Annotated in this window: 13 protein-coding genes and 1 riboswitch; of the genes, 7 read left to right on the forward strand and 6 right to left on the reverse strand. The window is 63.6% G+C overall.

Annotated features, from left to right (window positions below):
- Positions 1–12: 12 nt before the first annotated feature.
- Positions 13–588: a helix-turn-helix domain-containing protein gene (locus GVL04_RS09985; protein WP_024819844.1), complete on the reverse strand. Its 576-nt coding sequence runs from the start codon at positions 586–588 to the stop codon at positions 13–15.
- A gap of 266 nt (positions 589–854) precedes the next feature.
- Between GVL04_RS09985 and GVL04_RS09990 the strand changes: the two genes are divergently transcribed.
- Both GVL04_RS09990 and GVL04_RS09995 read left to right on the forward strand, forming a co-directional pair.
- Positions 855–2390, forward strand: a complete 1536-nt coding sequence (locus GVL04_RS09990; protein WP_200846807.1) for a sodium:solute symporter — start codon at positions 855–857, stop codon at positions 2388–2390.
- A 115-nt stretch (positions 2391–2505) separates the two neighbouring features.
- Positions 2506–2625: riboswitch (SAM riboswitch) on the forward strand.
- A gap of 16 nt (positions 2626–2641) precedes the next feature.
- On the forward strand, positions 2642–2971 hold the full coding sequence (locus tag GVL04_RS09995) for a hypothetical protein (protein ID WP_159703343.1): 330 nt from the start codon (positions 2642–2644) through the stop codon (positions 2969–2971).
- Here the strand turns inward: GVL04_RS09995 and GVL04_RS10000 are convergent.
- Positions 2968–3156, reverse strand: coding sequence for a hypothetical protein (locus GVL04_RS10000; RefSeq protein WP_159703346.1), 189 nt, complete (start codon positions 3154–3156; stop codon positions 2968–2970). The genes GVL04_RS09995 and GVL04_RS10000 overlap by 4 nt on opposite strands.
- Before the next feature lie 231 nt (positions 3157–3387).
- Here GVL04_RS10000 and GVL04_RS10005 point away from each other — a divergent pair, with 231 nt between their 5' ends.
- The 3 genes from GVL04_RS10005 to GVL04_RS10015 all read left to right on the forward strand — a co-directional run bounded on the left by GVL04_RS10005 (position 3388) and on the right by GVL04_RS10015 (position 6537).
- Positions 3388–4560, forward strand: a complete 1173-nt coding sequence (locus GVL04_RS10005) for a VIT1/CCC1 transporter family protein (protein WP_159703349.1) — start codon at positions 3388–3390, stop codon at positions 4558–4560.
- Positions 4561–4645: 85 nt separating this feature from the next.
- Positions 4646–5536 carry a matrixin family metalloprotease gene (locus tag GVL04_RS10010; RefSeq protein ID WP_200846808.1) on the forward strand — a complete coding sequence of 297 codons (891 nt, stop codon included), beginning with the start codon at positions 4646–4648 and terminating at the stop codon, positions 5534–5536.
- A 110-nt stretch (positions 5537–5646) separates the two neighbouring features.
- Complete coding sequence (locus tag GVL04_RS10015) at positions 5647–6537, forward strand: matrixin family metalloprotease (RefSeq protein WP_159703352.1); 891 nt, start codon at positions 5647–5649, stop codon at positions 6535–6537.
- Here the strand turns inward: GVL04_RS10015 and GVL04_RS10020 are convergent.
- Positions 6534–7685, reverse strand: coding sequence for an LOG family protein (locus tag GVL04_RS10020; protein WP_159703355.1), 1152 nt, complete (start codon positions 7683–7685; stop codon positions 6534–6536). The two genes, GVL04_RS10015 and GVL04_RS10020, sit on opposite strands and share 4 nt — an antisense overlap.
- A 73-nt stretch (positions 7686–7758) precedes the next feature.
- Between GVL04_RS10020 and GVL04_RS10025 the strand changes: the two genes are divergently transcribed.
- Both GVL04_RS10025 and GVL04_RS10030 read left to right on the forward strand, forming a co-directional pair.
- A complete protein-coding gene (locus tag GVL04_RS10025) occupies positions 7759–8550 on the forward strand; it encodes a gamma-glutamyl-gamma-aminobutyrate hydrolase family protein (protein ID WP_159703358.1) in 792 nt (263 codons plus the stop codon).
- A 121-nt stretch (positions 8551–8671) separates the two neighbouring features.
- Complete coding sequence (locus GVL04_RS10030) at positions 8672–11593, forward strand: chitobiase/beta-hexosaminidase C-terminal domain-containing protein (protein WP_159703361.1); 2922 nt, start codon at positions 8672–8674, stop codon at positions 11591–11593.
- Between the two features lie 148 nt (positions 11594–11741).
- Here GVL04_RS10030 and sucD read toward each other — a convergent pair whose 3' ends face one another.
- From sucD to GVL04_RS10045, 3 genes are all read right to left on the reverse strand, one after another.
- Entirely contained in the window at positions 11742–12644 is a 903-nt protein-coding gene (gene sucD / locus GVL04_RS10035; protein WP_159703364.1) for a succinate--CoA ligase subunit alpha, read from the reverse strand.
- 12 nt (positions 12645–12656) lie between these two features.
- The gene (sucC, locus tag GVL04_RS10040) at positions 12657–13826 is read right to left on the reverse strand and encodes an ADP-forming succinate--CoA ligase subunit beta (protein ID WP_159703367.1); all 1170 of its coding nucleotides are present in this window, start codon (positions 13824–13826) and stop codon (positions 12657–12659) included.
- A gap of 276 nt (positions 13827–14102) precedes the next feature.
- Entirely contained in the window at positions 14103–14792 is a 690-nt protein-coding gene (locus tag GVL04_RS10045; protein WP_159703370.1) for a hypothetical protein, read from the reverse strand.
- Positions 14793–14794: the final 2 nt, after the last annotated feature.

Genomic DNA, 14794 nt, shown 5'->3' on the forward strand with positions numbered 1-14794 from the left:
GTTGGCGCGAAACTAGCGGCTGGCCGCTGGAACCAGCACCCAGAGCACCTCGACGGTTTCGTCCGTGGGGTTGATCCAGGTATGGGGTTCGCGGCCCGGGAAGGAGAGGGTGTCCCCCTCTTCGAGGTCGTATTCCTCGTTGGTCAGGATGAGCTTGATCCGACCCTTGACCACGTGCAGAACATCGACGTCGCAGTCCACGGCGTAAAGTTCGTTTTCACCGCGGCCTCGGGGCTCGATGGTTGCCTGGAGGATCTGGAGCCGCCGCTCCGAGCGGGCGGTCAGTAAGCGCTCCACTATGCCCTGGCCACCCAGGGAGATCCGTGGGCCGTCGTCGCGTTTGGTCAGGTGGGTTTCCGGAGCTGCGAACAAGTCGCCCACCGATACCGACAGGACCTGGCACAGAGTAACCAGGGAGGCGACCGACGGCGATGTCAGGTCGCGTTCCACACGGCTGAGGAAGCCCTTGGTCAGCCCTGTAGCGTCCGCCACTTGCTCAATGGTGAGACGCTGCGCCTGCCGGGCTGCGCGGATTCTGGAACCGATGGCAACGGGAACATTGCTCGGTTCAACGGGTAGAGCCTTCATTCACGAACCTTTCAGGCCTGTCATGTGGCCCTGTCATTGGAGCAATAGTAGCCGGGAGACAGGCCAACAAGGCCAGAATCGGCGCAACCATGACCAAAGCATCTTGACTGTTACTCCGATCACAACATATCCTCATAGGCAACAAGTGTTGTCTGTGAGGCACACAACACATCCCCAATCTCCAATCATCAGCACAGAGACTTCGACGCTTCGCAGGAGTATCGTCGGAAACCCCAACCTCTGTGCATCAGCTCCAAGGACCTCTCATGGAATCTTCGGCTATTAACATCGCAATCGTGGTGGTGTACCTGCTCGCCATGCTGGCATTCGGCTGGTGGGGCAAGTCCCGCACCAAGAACAACAGCGACTTCCTGGTGGCCGGCCGCCGCCTGGGCCCCTTCCTTTACACCGGCACCATGGCCGCAGTGGTCCTCGGTGGCGCATCCACCGTTGGCGGCGTCGGCCTCGGCTACAAGTTCGGCATCTCCGGCATGTGGCTGGTTGTGGCAATCGGCTCGGGCGTGCTGCTGCTCAGCCTCCTGTTCGCCGGCACCATCCAGCGCCTGAAGATCTACACGGTCTCCCAGATGTTGAGCCTTCGCTACGGCAGCAAGGCCACGCAGACTTCCGGAATCGTGATGCTGGCGTACACGCTGATGCTGTGCGCCACGTCCACCGGCGCTTACGCCACCATCTTTGTGGTCCTCTTCGATTGGGAACGCTGGCTGGCAATCGCAGTTGGCGGCGCGATCGTCCTGGTCTACTCGACCATCGGCGGCATGTGGTCCATCACCCTGGCCGACCAGGTCCAGTTCATCATCAAGACCGTAGGCATCTTCTTCCTGATGCTCCCGTTCGTCATGAACGCTGCCGGCGGCATGGACGGCATCCGTGAGCGCCTTGACGCCAGCTTCTTCCAGATCGACGGCATCGGCATCCAGACCATCATCACGTACTTCGTGGTCTACACGCTCGGCCTCCTGATCGGCCAGGACATCTGGCAGCGCGTCTTCACGGCCAAGACCCCCACCGTCGCACGCTGGGGCGGCGCCACCGCAGGCGTCTACTGCATCCTTTACGGCGTCGCCGGCGCCCTGATCGGCCTGGCTGCCCGCGTCGCCCTCCCGGACATCGACGTCGCCAACCTCGGCAAGGACGTGGTTTACGCAGAGGTAGCAACGCACATCCTGCCCGTCGGCATTGGTGGCCTGGTCATGGCTGCAGCCGTTGCAGCAATGATGTCCACCGCATCCGGAGCCCTGATTGCTGCGGCAACGGTGGCACGCGCAGACGTTGTTCCATTCGTGGCCAGCTGGTTCGGCAAGACCATCAACACTGATGACACGGAAAACCCCGAGCACGACGTCAAGGCCAACCGCTACTGGGTACTTGGTCTCGGCATCGTAGCCGTGCTGATTTCCATGGCTGCGCAGGACGTAGTTGTCGCCCTCACCATCGCCTACGACATCCTGGTAGGTGGCCTCCTGGTAGCAATTTTGGGCGGACTGGTGTGGAAGCGCGGCACAGGCATCGCCGCAGCGTGGTCCATGGCAGTGGGCTCGGTTCTGACGCTTGTCCTGCTGATCCTCTTCGCCGTTGGAGTCATTCCCAGCGCTGATGGCGTCTACGCCAATGAGCCGATCTACTTCGGCCTGGCGGCGTCGTTCATCGTCTACGTAGTGATTTCACTGCTCACCCCGCCCACTGACCCCGCGGTCCGCGAGGCATGGGACAAGCGCGTCGCAGGTGCTGTCTCGGAAGAGCTTCCGCCTGAAGCCCATCCGGTCAGCAGCCACAAGTAAGCGTGCAAAGCAAGTAACACAGCAACGTTCGACGGCGGCGCCTCCCCTTTTCGGGGAAGCGCCGCCGTTGTCTTGTCCCCGGAAGCACACACCCGGTGCGGTAGGGTTGTCCCAGCTTCAAGAGATGTGGTGCCAAGCTCCGACTGGCCACACACCAACCCCATGTTCACGGGTGGTTCGGATGAAGAAGCGGCCCGCCCCGGACCAAAGACAACCGAGCGGGCAAGAGCACTCCACCGAGGAGCAGTCCCTTGCCGTACCAAGGCGATACCACCCAGGCACCCAGCGCGCCGGCCGCAAGTGCGCCGACCACAAGCACCCCCTCCAAAACCGCAGCCCGCACGGTCACGGTCATTCCCGCCGTCGACCTTTTCCTGGGCACGGTGACCATCATGTCCCACGCCGGTACGGCGCGGTTCAGGCATCCCGAACCGCGGCTGATCACCCAGGCCCTGACGCAGGCGGTCCGGCCAACACAATGGTGTGCGGCCTCAAGGGTCCTCACGGTGACCGTTGCCGCCGTCGGAAAACGCGAGGGCGTGCAGCGGCACTTCCCCCTCTGCCACGGCGAGCAGGCCTAGTTTCCTTCTTCCTCCTCGCGGAAGTCCTCGGTTTCATCGATCGGGACCACCCGCTCGTCATCCTCCGGGGCATCCACCTCTTCAACCCAGGCTTCGTCCACTTCCTGGTCCTCGGCGTAGTCATAGGCTGGGTCCGACTCGATGGTCGCCCGCGGGTGGCTGGCGTGTGATTCGGTGGTGTCCATGATGCAACCTCCGTCTCGTGGGCCGGTCAAAGCCCGGTAACCGGAATGCGGGGAGCTCCCCGCTCCTGTCCTTCCATCTGAGCACCGGCCCAGTCGAGGGTCAAGGGTGCCCGGAATTACGGTGCGCCGAACATTCCAGTTGAGGAATACCAGCCAAAAATCCCCGCCAATAAGCGGTAATGTGGGGCGTGCAATGGGGCCGAAACTACCCCACCCAGCACAGGAGAGAAAGTGCAACAGCACCAGGAATCCCCCGGTTCGTCGAGCCCAGCTCCGGACCCTGCTCCCGAACAAAACACCCCCGAAGACGCCGGAACGTTACCGGCCTCACCCACGGCGTCGGACATCCGCCGCTGGCGTCAGTACCTGGCCGATGAGCGCGCCGAGGCCGCTGTCTACCGGGAACTCGCCCAACGGCGCGACGGCGAAGAACGCCAAATCCTGCTCGCCTTGGCCGAGGCCGAAGGCAGGCACGAGGCACACTGGCTCAAGCTCCTTGGCGAGCACGCCGGAATGCCCAAGGCAGCATCGGCCCGCAGCCAATTCCTCGGCTTCCTGGCCCGGAACTTCGGGTCAGTCTTTGTGCTCGCCTTGGCCCAGCGTGCAGAGGGCCGCTCCCCCTACGGCACCGAGCCGGCGGCAACAGCGGCCATGGTGGCCGATGAGCAGATCCACGAAGAAGTAGTCCGGGGCCTGGCAACGCGTGGACGCAACAGGCTCTCCGGCACTTTCCGCGCTGCCGTCTTCGGCGCAAACGATGGCTTGGTCAGCAACCTCTCGCTGGTCATGGGCATGGCTGCAACCGGCGTGCCCAGCCCCGTTGTGCTGATGAGCGGCGTGGCAGGTCTCCTGGCCGGGGCGTTGTCCATGGGCGCCGGCGAGTACGTCTCAGTCCGCTCCCAGCGGGAATTGCTCAACGCCACATTGCCCACCCAGGCCACGCTCACAGCGGCACCTTCGTTGGACATCGAGCACAACGAGCTGGTTCTTGTGTACTTGGCGCGGGGCATGACCCACGAAGCCGCGGAGCACCGCGCCGCGGAGCGCATGGGCGTGTTCAGCTGCGACTGCGACCCCAGCCTCTCATTGCAGCCGGAGAAACCGGCCACCGATGAGCATGAATCCGTGGGTTCGGCGTGGGGCGCCGCGTTGTCCAGCTTCTGCTTCTTCGCCTCGGGCGCCATCGTGCCCATCCTGCCGTTCATTTTCGGCATGACGGGTGTGGCTGCGTTGCTGGTAGCCGGTGTGCTGGTGGGCATCGCGCTCCTGGCGACTGGCGCCGTCGTGGGCTTGCTGTCCGGAACGTCGCCGCTGAGCCGCGGGCTGCGGCAGCTCGCCATTGGTCTCGGAGCGGCGGCTGCCACGTACGGGCTGGGCCTGGTGTTCGGCGCAACGATCGTCTAGGTTTGGACGGCTCCCTCCGCAGCCCGTAATGTTGGTTCGTCCTCCGCGCTGCCCCGCGTGACCAGGGCGTGAGGATTGGAGAACCGTGGACTCGGAGCGGGAAACGCGTGCGCCAAAGCACCGACGTGCGGGAACTGCTTGGCGGGTCCTTCGCGGCCTCCTCATGGCCGGCATCGCCGCAACAGTGGCTGTCCTGGTGAGCGGATTCCTGCACGGCGACCCCCGCATCACCGCACTTTTCCCTGGCGTCAGTGTCCCCGGCGCAGCCCAGGACGGGCCGAGCAAGACAAAACCTGCCCGTGCCGCCGATGCCCCGCCGCCGGGCGTCGATGAGGCGGACGCCCCGCTCGCCTCCCCGCCGGCGCCCGGGACGGCGAACGATTCCTACAAGTTCCTGGCCACCAACGACGACGGCACTCCGGTTGGCTATTCACCGTGCCGGCCGCTGCACTACGTAGTGAACAACGCATCCGCGCCTGTTGGCTCCGATGCGTTGCTGGAGGCTGCGATCGCCAATGTCTCCGCCGCTTCGGGAATCCAGTTCGTCAACGACGGCACCACCGATGAGTTGCCGGTGGACCGCCGCGAACCATACCAGCCCGCCAAATACGGCGAGCGATGGGCTCCCCTGTTGATCTCATGGACCACCCCGGAGGCCGTGCCGGCTTTGGCAGACAAGGTCATTGGGACCGGCGGCAGCACCATGTACTCGCTCAACAACGGACCCAAAAGCTACATCACCGGCAGCCTCGAGTTGGACACTCCACAGGTGGCCGAACTACTGGCCGACCCTGAAGGTGCCGACTACGTCCTGGCGGTCATGCAACACGAACTGGGACACGTGATGGGCTTGGACCACGTGGATGATCCGGTCCAGCTCATGTACCCGGAAATCGGCGCCCCGGACGGCCTCGCGGCCGGCGACCTGAACGGCCTGCGCCTCCTCGCGTCGGCACCCTGCCGCAAGGACCTCTAGCAGCCGATCAGTTCCATCATGGACTCCCGTGGCGTCCGGACTTATGCTGACGACTACGGCCGACGGCGGCGCCCCACCTCCCGTCCGCGGCCTCCACGTCAGGGGGTTCCATGGAACCTTACGGGTCGCCCCAGTGGCCGGACCCCGATCCCCCAGCGCCGCGCCCACCGATCAAGCACAGCAGCATCGCCGCCATCTTGTTCCTGTTCGGCGTCCTCGGCCTGGTGTGCGCGGGCGCGTATTTCAGCGGCGACCTGCAGCGGTTCCTGTACGGATCGTCCGCCACGCAGAGCCAGGCTCCACGCCCCGGTTTGGTACCGTTCGGACAACGCCAGGACCCGTTACCGGGGTTGGAAGAAGCCGACGCGCCGCTTGGAACGCCTGCGCCAGTAAACCGGACCAGTACCTCCTACAAGTTCCTCGCCGTCAAAGAAGACGGAACCCCCCTGGCCTACTCCCCGTGCAGGCCCATCCATTACGTGGTGAACTCGGACCAGGCGGATCCTTCCTGGCAGCCGCTGGTGGAAGAAGCCGTCCGGCAAGCCAGCGTGGCCACCGGATTGAAGTTCATTTACGACGGTCCCAGTTCCGAAGTCCCTTCCACCAACAGATCCGGATACCAGCCGGCCCGGTACGGGGACCGCTGGGCACCCGTCCTGATCGCCTGGACCACTCCGGAGCAAGTGCCGCGCCTGACGGGCCAGACCGTGGGGCTGGGCGGAAGCTCATCGATTGGCCTGAGCAACGGCTATAAAGCCTATGTCACAGGCACCGTGTCCCTGGACGCGCCCCAGTTCGCCGGCATTGTGGACACTTCCGAAGGCAAGGAGATCGGCATCGCGGTGATCATGCATGAGCTGGGACACCTGCTGGGCCTGGACCACGTGGACGATCCCCGGCAGCTCATGTTTGACCAGGCGTCGTGGGTCCGGCAGTACGCTGCCGGCGACCGGACGGGCCTGGCCCAACTCGGCCAAGGTCCTTGCAGCAAGGACTTCTAGCGGCGCTTCACCCCTTGGCCGGCCACGACTGCAAGCGCCTCCTCCACGCTATCCACCAGGAAGATCCTGTGCTCCATGGGCTTGCCAGCGGCGAGGCCCTGCAACATCGGCCACGCCGGGAGTGTCCGTTCCCAATGTTCGCGTCCCACCAGCACCATGGGAGTGATGGTCTCCGGCGCTCCGTAGTAGTTTTCACAGGCGTCCTGGAAGATTTCCTGCACCGTTCCTGCGGCACCTGGAAGGAAGATGGTCCCACCGTTGCAAAGCTCCAACAAGATGGCTTCCCGGAGGGCGTTGGCGAAGTATTTGGCGATGTGGGTGGCCAAGAGGTTTGGAGGCTCATGGCCGTAGAACCACGTGGGTATTCCGAGCGTCGGGGTGCCTTCCGGATGACGTTCGACGACGGCGGCTGCTTGCCGCGCCCAGGCCGTCACCGAGGGCCTGAATCCCGGTACCTCGGCGAGGGTTCCAAGCGCGGCTGTCGTGTCGGCGTCGGGCAGTCCACTCAAGTAGGCGCCCAGGTTGGCCGCTTCCATGGCACCGGGTCCCCCTCCGGTGGCGACAGCGAAACCGGCCTGGGCGAGCAGGCGCCCCAACCTCGCGGCGTCGGCGAATTCGCTGGTGCCACGCTGGGCGGCGTGTCCACCCATGACTCCCACGATCTTGGTCCCGGCGAGCGCCCCGTGGTCCAGCAGCTCATCCAGGGCGTCGCCGATTGCGTGGTCGTGAAGGGCCGCGGCGAGGGTGGCGTCGAGGCTTGCCCGCTGTCCGGGGAGGATGCTCCATTGGTAGACCTGTGCGTCGAGGGTGGCTTCGTATTCCGTGGAGGAGATGTCCTGGTAGAGCTCCGCAGCACTGTAGAGGGTGCTCCGGTAGGGGTCGAACGGGACGCCCTGCAGTTTGGGAAAGATGAGTGCTCCGCGGCGTCGGAGGCTCTCTTCCACGCCGTCGTCGAAAGTGCATCCCAGGAAGATCGCGCCTTGAGGTTTGAGGGCCTTAAGATCCCGGGCGTGGCCGCGAAGGTCCAACGACTGCGCGTGCCAACCGTTCATGGACCCCGCCCCGGCACTCACCAGGTGTTCAAAGTGGACAACGCTTTGGATATCGAGAGTTCGCGGACTCGGGTTCAAGGGTGCGCTGCGGTTCATGGCTTCAGCGTAGTATCGCTGGCTATGACGCAGGCGTTTGCGCACCCGGCTGTTTTGCGGTGCATCATGAAGGATGAAGAGTTCAGAAGTTGCCCGTCCGCGTATCGGCGTTCCGGTCCGTCTCAGCAGTTCGGACGGCCCGGACGCCCGTGTGGGTGAGGCCAACCAGCTGTTCACCTTCATCGTGGACCTGCTGCGTGAGGCCGGTGCGCGGCCGGTGCTCCTGACTCCGGTGTCTGCGGACAGCGCCGGGAGGCTGGCCATTGAAATGCAAAGGCTCGACGGCGTGCTGCTGCCGGGCGGCGGCGACATCAATCCACGCCTCTATGGACAGGATCCGCAGGACTCGCTGTACGACGTCAACCCTGAGCAGGACCATCTGGACATGGACGTTGCCCGGGCAACCATCGACGCCGGCCTGCCGCTGCTGGGTATCTGCCGCGGCCACCAACTGCTGAACGTTCTTTATGGTGGAACGCTGATTCAGGACATGGCACCCACTACTGTGACCCACAACGGCTTGGATCCACACGATACCGGGGCCAGCGAATGGGCATGGCACGATGTGTTGCTCACAGCCGGATCCAAGACTGCCTCGCTGTATGGTTCCCCCGAAGGGAGCACCATCAAGGTTGCTTCCGGGCACCACCAAGCGGTAGCAAGGGTGGGCGAAGGCCTGATCGTCGCGGCCGTCGCCGACGACGGTACGGTGGAGGCCCTGGAAGACCCGTCACGGTGGGTTGCCTCCGTGCAGTGGCACCCCGAGGTGTCCCAGCTTCCCGATTCGGATCGCTTGCTGCCTTTCACATCCTTCGTGGAAGTCTGCCGGAACCCTACCCAGGCTCCTCCCGGTGGAGTACAGTAGCGCTCACTGCATCGCTTTCAACCCCGTTGAAAGTTCAGTAAGAGCCTAATTTCATTCGAATGACGTCCAGGTGGCGTCGTAAGTTTGCCGGCTGGGGGGCCCAACATCTGCTCAAAGGAGCATGGTTGTGGACCGTCCAAAACACGTCAGCCGATCCTCTCATCCGAATCGCCGCCCTTCCTTCCCCACGCGCCTGCTAAGCCTGCTCCTCGGGCCTGCTTTGGTCATGGGCGGACTCGTCCTGACCTCCACATCGCCTGCCGCTGCCGCTGAACCGCCTTGTGCGGGAACTGGCGGCGCCATGCAGATCGTTGCCCACACGGACGACGACCTGCTCTTCCTCAGCCCGGATTTCATGCGGGACATCCAAGCCAAACGATGCGTTCAAACGGTGTTTACCACGGCGGGAGAAGCCGGTGAGGGAGCCACCTACTGGCGGAGCCTCGAGTCAGGCATCCAAGCCAGTTACGCCAAAATGGCCGGTGTTGCCAATAGCTGGACAACGTCCGATGCCGGAGTGCCCGGGCGTCCACTGACCCTGCGGACCTTGAACGGTGCTCCCAACGTCTCGGTGGTCTATATGAGGCTTCCCGATGGCTTTCCCAACGGCTTGGGCAGCGCCGCCTACAACAGCCAGAGCATCCTCAAACTCTGGGACGGCCGGCTCTCCTCCATCCGGCCCGTGGACAATGCAGCGACCTTCACCAAATCCCAGTTCCAAACCGCATTGAACCGCATGGTGGCCAACTTCCAGCCCACCACCTTCCGCACCCAGGACTGGACCGGAAACTTCAACAACCCCTACGACCACAGTGACCACTGGGCCACTGCCAAGTTCGCCCAGCTGGCGACCCGCAGCTACACCGGGCCGCACACGTCCCTGGCCTACGATGCCTACGTCATCGATGAATATGCCCAGAACGTGACCGGGGCCGAGCTCACGGCCAAAGTGGACACGTTTGTCCGGTTCGCCGATTTCGACATGTACGTCTGCAGCAGCCCCGGCGAAGGGTGCCCGGATTCTCCCTATGACGAATGGCTGAAGCGGCAATACATCACAGCCATTGAGTGGGTGGGCAACGCTGCTAAATCGGCGGGCACCACCGTCACGGCGTCTTCGCAGAAGGCCGCCGCCCAGAGCCCGGAGAAGGCCCGGGACGGTTACCAGTGGGGTGCTCCGATGGATGCCACGCGGGAGTGGGTCTCTGCTGGTGAGAAGGCCGGCAGTTGGATTCAGTACAACTTCTCCCCCACCCGGACCATCAATGCGGTCACCCTGTCCGATCGGCCTCTCCTGACCGATCAGATTACCGGTGGCAACCTGCAGTTCTCTGATGGAACTACCGTGGCCGTTCCAGCCCTGCCCAACAACGGGTCCGGCCTCACCATCAACTTCCCGGCCAAGACAGTGAGCTCGGTGCGGCTCAACATCACCTCAGTCAGTTCGGGCACCACCAACGCCGGGTTGGCCGAGTTTGAGGCGTATCTGGGCACCGATAACGTGGCTCCGGTAGTCACCGCGGCGCCGCAAGGCGGAAGCTACACGGCGGGCCAGGCCATCACCCTCACCGCCAATGAAACATCAACCATTTACTACACCACCAACGGCAGCACCCCCACTACGGCAAGCAGCAAGTACACCGCTCCGCTGATTCTGAACGGTCCGCTGACCTTGAAGTACTTCGCTGTGGACAGCGCGAACAATTCGTCAGCTGTGGTCACCCAGACGTACTCCACCGGCCCGGATGTCACTAAACCCGTTGTGACAGCCACGCCCCTGGGAGGTGAGTACGCACCAGGCACCACCATCACCTTGGCTGCGAACGAGCCGGCCGACATCCGCTACACCACAGATGGCACCGACCCCCTGACCGCCGGACTCCTGTACACCGCGGCGATCCCCTTCAACGGTCCCGGTCCCATGATGTTGAAGTACTTCGCCCGGGATACTGCCGGCAATGTGTCCGAGGTAGCCACGCAGACGTACTCCGTGCCACCGGATACCACCGCGCCCACGGTATCGGCCAATCCCACCAGCAGGGCCTTGGCCAGTGGGGCCACCATCGCGCTGTCCGCCAATGAGCCTGCTGCCATCTACTACACCACCAACGGCAGCACGCCAACGGCTACGGAATCAGCCACCAACATCAAGTACAACCCCGCCAACCCGATCGTCATGGGCGGCACCACGTTGGTGCTCAAGTACATCGGCGTGGACACTGCCGGCAACACCTCGGCCGTGGGTACCCAGACCTACACAGTGCCCGCAGCCGGACCGCCGTCGGCCCATGACTTCAACGGTGACGGCCGTGCGGACGTGCTGGCCGCTGATACCGCCGGCAACCTGTACCTCTACCCCGGCAACAGCTCCGGCGGACTCGATCCGCGGCAAATCGCCCTGGCAGCACCAGCCTGGTCCACCATCACGGACACTGTCACCCCGGGTGACTTCAACAAGGACGGCAAGCCTGACCTCCTGGCCCGGGCCGGCGACATCCTCTGGTTCTATCCCGGCAACGGCGCAGGCAGCTTTGGTGCACGGACCCAGGTCAGCACCGGGTGGAGCACCATGACGCAGCTCTTCTCCCCCGGAGACTTCAGCGGCGACGGCATCCCCGATTTCATCGGCCGGCGAAGCAACGGCGAGCTCCGGCTCTACGAAGGAAACGGAACCGGAGGACAGCGGACTCCCTACACCGTCGGCTGGGGTTGGGACGTCATGAACGCCATCTTCAGCACCGGTGATTTCAACGGGGACGGCAAAGGAGACGTACTGGCGCGGCGTACCGACACAGGCGCATTATGGCTATATCCGGGCAACGGCTCCGGGGGCTGGCTGCAATGGACGCAGATCGGGACGGGCTGGGGAACCCGCACTGCGCTGGCCGGTCCGCGGGACCTTGACGGCGACGGCAGGAACGACGTCGTGGGCCGCATCGGAGACACCTTGTGGCTGTATCCCGGATCGGGAGGCGGAGCGCTCAGCAACGTACCGCCGATCAGCCTCGGCACCGGCTGGCAGGCCATGAAAGTCATCGCCTAGCCTGCCCCATAAACCTGGCGCGGGTCGGAGTTTTCCCCCAGACTCTTCGGCCCGCGTCAGCTACGTTGAAGTACGACGACGGCCCGGTACCTTCCGTGGGGAAGGCGCCGGGCCGTCGTCGTACTTCTTTTGCCCTTCGGCGATGAACCTAGAGCGTTGCGAAAACTTCGCGCAGCAGCTTGGCGGTCTCGGACGGCGTCTTGCCGACCTTCACGCCTGCGGCTTCGAGAGCTTCCTTCTTGGCCTGTGCGGTGCCCGCGGAGCCGGAAACGATGGCGCCTGCGTGGCCCATGGTCTTGCCCTCGGGTGCCGTGAAGCCGGCAACGTAGCCGACAACCGGCTTGGTGACATTGGCCTTGATGTAGTCGGCTGCGCGCTCTTCAGCGTCGCCACCGATTTCGCCGATCATGACGATTGCCTTGGTCTCGGGGTCAGCTTCGAACGCAGCCAGGGCGTCGATGTGCGTGGTGCCGATGACGGGGTCGCCACCGATACCGATTGCGGTGGAGAAGCCGAGGTCACGGAGTTCGTACATCATCTGGTAGGTCAAGGTACCGGACTTGGACACCAGGCCAATGGGGCCCTTGCCCGTGATGTTCGCCGGGGTGATGCCAACCAGGGCTTCGCCCGGGGTGATGATGCCGGGGCAGTTCGGCCCGATGATACGGGTGATCTGCTTGCCGTCAGCGTCCACCTTGGACTGGGCGAGTGCCCAGAATTCGGCGGAGTCCTGGACCGGAACGCCTTCGGTGATGACGACTACGAGGCCGATGCCGGCTTCGATGGCTTCAACCACGGCGTCCTTGGTGAATGCCGGCGGAACGAAGACGATGGAGACGTCTGCGCCGGTTTCAGCAATGGCTTCCTTGACGGTGCCGAAAACGTTGATTTCCTTGTCGCCGTGCAGGACCGTGGTGCCGGCCTTGCGGGCGTTGACGCCACCAACAATGTTGGTGCCGGCCTTGAGCATCAGGGCGGTGTGCTTGGTGCCCTCGCCGCCGGTGATGCCCTGAACGATGACCTTGGAGTCCTTGTTGAGGTAGATAGACATTGTCGCGTCCCTTTACTTAGCTGCGTTGGCGAGCTCGGCGGCCTTGTCGGCGCCCTCGTCCATGGTGGCGGCCAGGGTAACCAGCGGGTGGTTGGCCTCGGTCAGGATGCGGCGGCCTTCCTCGACGTTGTTGCCGTCGAGGCGAACTACCAGCGGCTTGTTCGCGGAGGTACCAAGCTCAGCAAGTGCACCCACGATGCCCTTTGCCACTGCGTCACACGCGGTGATGCCACCGAAGACGTTCACGAAAACGCTCTTGACCTGGGAATCGCCAAGGATGACGTCCAAACCGTTGGCCATGACCTCGGCGGACGCTCCACCGCCGATGTCCAGGAAGTTGGCGGGCTTCACGTTGCCGTGGTTTTCGCCGGCGTAAGCAACGACGTCGAGGGTGGACATCACAAGACCGGCGCCGTTGCCGATGATGCCTACTTCGCCGTCCAGCTTGACGTAGTTGAGGTCCTGGGCCTTGGCCTTGGCCTCCAGCGGGTCAGCTGCGTCCTTGTCCTCCAGGTGTGCGTGGTGCACGTGGCGGAAGTCAGCGTTCTCGTCCAGGGAAACCTTGCCGTCGAGGGCAACGATGTCGCCAGCGCCGGTGCGAACCAGCGGGTTGACCTCAACAAGGGTGGCGTCTTCCTTCTTGAAGACATCCCAGAGCTTCAGAATGACATCGGCCACTTTGCCGCGCAGTTCTTCAGCGAAACCTGCAGCTGCGACGATCTCGTCAGCCTTTGCCTGGTCGATGCCCACAGCGGGGTCGATGGCGATCTTGGCCAGGGCCTCGGGACGCTCGACAGCAAGCTGCTCGATTTCCATGCCGCCTTCTACCGAGCACATGGCCAGGTAGTTGCGGTTGGCGCGGTCCAGGAGGACCGAGAAGTAGAACTCTTCGGCGATGTCCGCGCCCTGGGCGATCATCACCTTGTTGACGGTGTGGCCCTTGATGTCCATGCCCAGGATGTTGGTGGAGTGCTCAAGCGCCTCTTCGGCGGTCTTGGCAACCTTGACGCCGCCAGCCTTGCCGCGGCCACCAACCTTAACCTGTGCCTTGACGACAGTTACGCCGCCGATCTTCTCGGCAGCTGCCTTTGCTTCTTCAGGAGTGTGCGCCACGATGCCGGCGAGCACGGGTACACCGTGCGCTTCGAACATATCGCGCGCCTGATATTCAAACAGGTCCACGGTTTAGTGTCCTTCTACGTCGAAGTAGTTTTCTGTTCAGCCGGGAACCGCGATGACCGCGATAGCCAGCTGCGGAAAGTACGCGGTAAACAACCAGGATTGAAGCCGGTCACATTGCGTAAGGTCCTCTCGGAACTTTAGCCCTATGAGGAGTCCCGCCAGCTACACACTACCTGTTAAGTGAGTAACCTTACACTTCTATCGGCTGTAGAAAAACCGCAGAATGACGCGGTTTTTGGGCCGTTCAACGGCCGCCCTTCGCCTGTCCACCTGTGGCTAAGACGCTTGTTTCAGGCTCCCGCTGACTGTTTTGCCGCCGTCGGAAATCAACTGGTAACCCTTGGAAGTCACGAAGAAGGCGACGCCACCGGAGACGTTTCCGCAGGCAACACCGCCGTTGTACGCCGAACACCGCAGACCGTTGCGCTCGATGTTCTGCCCATCCGCCAATTCCCGGAGCTTGGAGATCGGACCGCTTCGGCTGCCTTTGGGCCCGAACTCCGACTCCATTTGTGTTACGCCGGAACGACACGAGCCATAGACGGCCTTGTCCGGGGACAGGAGCACTGTCCCTCCGAGGTAGCCGAGACCGGTTCCGGCGCAGTCATCGGCAATGTCAGCCAGCTCCGGTTTGGCATACTTCGCCAGTTCGCAATGCGCCACCGGGATGACAGCAAACTTGTTGTTGGCGGCGTCCGAGTACGAATTGGTCTCGTAGGGCAGGTTGAGGTGGCCACCACGTGAGGACGTCATGGCGCACACAATGCTCCGGTCCTCCGTGACGAAAGCGGTGACGTCTTCGCCCGCGGACAGGGTGGTCTGCTCTGTGACGGGAACCTGTTGCAGTTGCTCAAGCGGCGCCAACGGGGCCGGAGGAACGTAGTCCGGATCCTCGGTGGCGAAGGAGCACCCTGTGGTCAAGACCAAGAGCGCGGCAGCAAGAATCCCCAGAACAGTCCGTCGCATGC

Origin of the sequence: Arthrobacter sp. 18067 (genome assembly GCF_902706295.1) — a bacterium.
In the GTDB taxonomy this organism is placed as follows: domain Bacteria; phylum Actinomycetota; class Actinomycetes; order Actinomycetales; family Micrococcaceae; genus Arthrobacter.

Coding starts and splice junctions, on each gene's coding strand:
- GVL04_RS09985 (WP_024819844.1), bottom strand. CDS start 588: ATGAAGGCTCTACCCGTTGAACCGAGCAATGTTCCCGTTGCCATCGGT.
- GVL04_RS10015 (WP_159703352.1), top strand. CDS start 5,647: ATGGAACCTTACGGGTCGCCCCAGTGGCCGGACCCCGATCCCCCAGCG.
- GVL04_RS10030 (WP_159703361.1), top strand. CDS start 8,672: ATGGTTGTGGACCGTCCAAAACACGTCAGCCGATCCTCTCATCCGAAT.
- GVL04_RS10000 (WP_159703346.1), bottom strand. CDS start 3,156: ATGGACACCACCGAATCACACGCCAGCCACCCGCGGGCGACCATCGAG.
- GVL04_RS10025 (WP_159703358.1), top strand. CDS start 7,759: ATGAAGAGTTCAGAAGTTGCCCGTCCGCGTATCGGCGTTCCGGTCCGT.
- sucD (WP_159703364.1), bottom strand. CDS start 12,644: ATGTCTATCTACCTCAACAAGGACTCCAAGGTCATCGTTCAGGGCATC.
- GVL04_RS10045 (WP_159703370.1), bottom strand. CDS start 14,792: ATGCGACGGACTGTTCTGGGGATTCTTGCTGCCGCGCTCTTGGTCTTG.
- GVL04_RS10020 (WP_159703355.1), bottom strand. CDS start 7,685: ATGAACCGCAGCGCACCCTTGAACCCGAGTCCGCGAACTCTCGATATC.
- GVL04_RS09990 (WP_200846807.1), top strand. CDS start 855: ATGGAATCTTCGGCTATTAACATCGCAATCGTGGTGGTGTACCTGCTC.